This window comes from Sulfitobacter sp. HI0129, assembly GCF_001635395.1.
Classification (GTDB): Bacteria; Pseudomonadota; Alphaproteobacteria; order Rhodobacterales; family Rhodobacteraceae; genus Sulfitobacter.
This window is the reverse complement of sequence record NZ_LWGH01000479.1, coordinates 1-2,539: the sequence shown is the minus strand read 5'-3', so window position 1 is coordinate 2,539 and position 2,539 is coordinate 1. Positions and strand designations below refer to the sequence as shown.

Sequence of the window (2,539 nt, the reverse complement as noted above, 5' to 3'; positions counted from 1 at the left end):
ATCATCACGAATTTTGCCAAAGTGGGCTTTGACTGCGTGCATGAACGCCACCTCGAAGACCCCGGCAATTTCACCTTCGCCCAGTATGACGAGGACACGATCGCCCAAATGATCCGGGAGGTGGCGGCCAAAACGCCCGACGCCATCACCGTTTTCTGCACCAACTTCGACGGGCCGCGGGTTGCACCGACCGTTGAGGGGGAAACCGGGATCCCCGTGTTCGACAGCATATCCGTCACGCTCTGGCACGCGCTGCGGCGCATCGGATTCGATACCGCGCCCCTGTCCCGATGGGGCCGGATATTCGAATGCCCCCTACCCCGAAACGACACGCGCGGCGCCGAACAGGTTTCGGCATAGCGCGCAATTCAGACAGTGAATTACAAGGAGGAGGAAACGAATGAAAACCCTGACTACACTCGCGGTATCGGCGCTGCTGGCCGCGACAACCATGGCCTCGGCCGAGAGCTACTCGTTCAAGGCGCTGGGACAGCCGGTCGCGACCGGTCTGATCCAGAAGAACGTGGAACAGCCGTTCTTCGAAAACTTTGCCGAGCGTACCGGGATCGATGCCTCGGTCGATTACAAGCCGCTCGATGTAACCGGCATCAAGGATACGGAACAACTGCGCATCCTCAAGGCGGGTCTGTTTGACATCGTCTCGCTCCGGATGAGCCAGATTTCACGCGATGAACCGACGATCCTCGGCCTCGACCTCGTTGGGCTGAACCCCGACTACGACACCGGGCGCAAGACCATCGCCGCTTTCGCGGACAAGGTTGACGAACAGTTGCAGGCGAAGTTCAACACCAAGCTGCTGGGCGTCTGGCCCTTCGGCCCGCAGGTTCTGTTCTGCGAGCCAGAGATCACCCAGCTGTCCGACCTGCAGGGCAAGAAGGTGCGGGTCTATGACCAGAACCTCGCCAACTTCGTCTCCTCCGTCGGGGGTACGCCTGTTCCCATCGGTTTCCCGGACGTTCACCAGTCGCTCGCCCGCGGCGTGGTCGACTGCGCGATCACGGGGCCCAGTTCTGCCAACTCCGCCGGATGGCCCGAGGTGACCAATTACATGCTTCCGGTCGCTTTCCAGCTCGCGCTCAATGGCTACGGCATGAACCTCGACGCCTGGAACAGCCTGACGCCGGAAGACCAGACCAAGCTGGAAAACGGGTTCGATGCATTGGTCGAAGAAATCTGGACCTACTCCGAAGAACTCTTTGAGGACGCCGTCCGGTGCAACGTGGGCGACGAGCCCTGCGAAACGGTCAAGAAATATGACCTGAAGCTTGTTCCCGTCACGGATGCCGACAAGGCGATCATCGAGAACGCGGTCAACGAGATCTCGTTCCCCGCATGGGCGGAGGTCTGCGACAAGCAGAATGCCACCTGCTCGGAAGACTGGAAGGCGGCCATCGGCGCCGTGATGTCGCAATGATACGGAAAAACACAGGCGGGGCCATCATGGCCCCGTCTACACCCGTCATCCCCGAACGGCGGACCGGCTGGTTCCCCGTAGAAGGCATCGCGGCGCTGGCATCCCGCCTGTTCGGAATTGCGCTCCTCGCCCTGTCGATATTCGTCTCCATCGAAACCGTGGCGCGGAAGCTTTTCAACTTCTCGTTCGAAGGGGCCGATGAGCTTGGGGGCTACGTTCTTGCCGTCGGATCGAGCCTTGCTTTCGTCGTGGCGCTGTATGACCGCGCGCATATCCGGATCGACGTGCTGCACAGCCGGTTCCCCAAGCGGCTTCAGGCGATCATGGATTGGCTGTCGATCGTCTCCATGGCGGTACTGGGGCTCTTCATCCTCTATGTCGGGCGGATCGTGATCGTCGATACGATGGCCTACGGCTCGACCGCCCCGACACCCTGGGCGACGCCGCTGATTTGGCCGCAGGCCGCCTGGTATGGCGCGCTGGCCCTTTTCGCCCTCTCGGCGATCTACCTCGCGATCCGCGCCACGATGCATGTCATCAACGGCCGTCTCGAACAGGTCAGCGCGGAATTCCATCCAAAGGGCGCCATCGAGGAACTGCAGGAAGAAATGAGCGATCTGGAGCGCCGGTAGGCGGCGCTTCGGCTAACACATGAGCGGCGCGCAGGGCGTTCCGCATCCAGGGAGGACGTCATGGGCGTTGGATCGGTTTTCGTAGGATTTTTCGGGATGATGGGCCTTTTGCTCATGAGCTTCCCCATTGCGGTCATCATGGTGGTGCTGGGGGTGATCGGCGGCGTGATGCTGTTCGGCTGGCCGCTGCTCAACTCCATGGGGCCGGTGATCTGGGGGGTGCAGAATGAAAACATCCTCACGGCTATTCCGCTGTTCATCCTGCTGGGCGAATTGCTTCTGAGAAGCGGGATCGCCGACCGGATGTACGGGGCGCTGGCGCTCTGGCTCAACCGTCTGCCGGGCGGGCTGCTGCACACCAACATCGGCTGCTGTTCGCTCTTTGCCGCGACCTCCGGGTCCTCTGTCGCGACCGCCGCAACCGTCGGCACCGTGGCGCTGCCGAACCTGAAGGCGCGCGGCTACGGGTCGC

General features: G+C 61.8%; 3 protein-coding genes and 1 pseudogene. All 4 read left to right on the top strand.

All coding sequences use genetic code 11. From position 1 onward, the window contains the following. A pseudogene (locus tag A3764_RS25195) lies at window positions 1–360 on the top strand (hypothetical protein); the annotation flags it as partial. 40 nt (window positions 361–400) lie between these two features. Then, on the top strand, window positions 401–1,435 hold the full coding sequence (locus A3764_RS13100) for a TRAP transporter substrate-binding protein (RefSeq protein ID WP_067923366.1): 1,035 nt from the start codon (window positions 401–403) through the stop codon (window positions 1,433–1,435). Between the two features lie 26 nt (window positions 1,436–1,461). Continuing rightward, window positions 1,462–2,067 (top strand): TRAP transporter small permease subunit, encoded by a 606-nt coding sequence (locus tag A3764_RS13095; RefSeq protein WP_067923369.1) that lies wholly within the window; start codon window positions 1,462–1,464, stop codon window positions 2,065–2,067. Between the two features lie 60 nt (window positions 2,068–2,127). Continuing rightward, a partial coding sequence (locus tag A3764_RS13090; RefSeq protein ID WP_150122173.1) for a TRAP transporter large permease subunit occupies window positions 2,128–2,539 on the top strand: 412 nt, incomplete at its 3' end.

What these genes read in the sequence shown, in the direction of transcription:
- A3764_RS13100 (WP_067923366.1), top strand. Translation starts at nt 401, where the DNA reads ATGAAAACCCTGACTACACTCGCGGTATCGGCGCTGCTGGCCGCGACA.
- A3764_RS13095 (WP_067923369.1), top strand. Translation starts at nt 1,462, where the DNA reads ATGGCCCCGTCTACACCCGTCATCCCCGAACGGCGGACCGGCTGGTTC.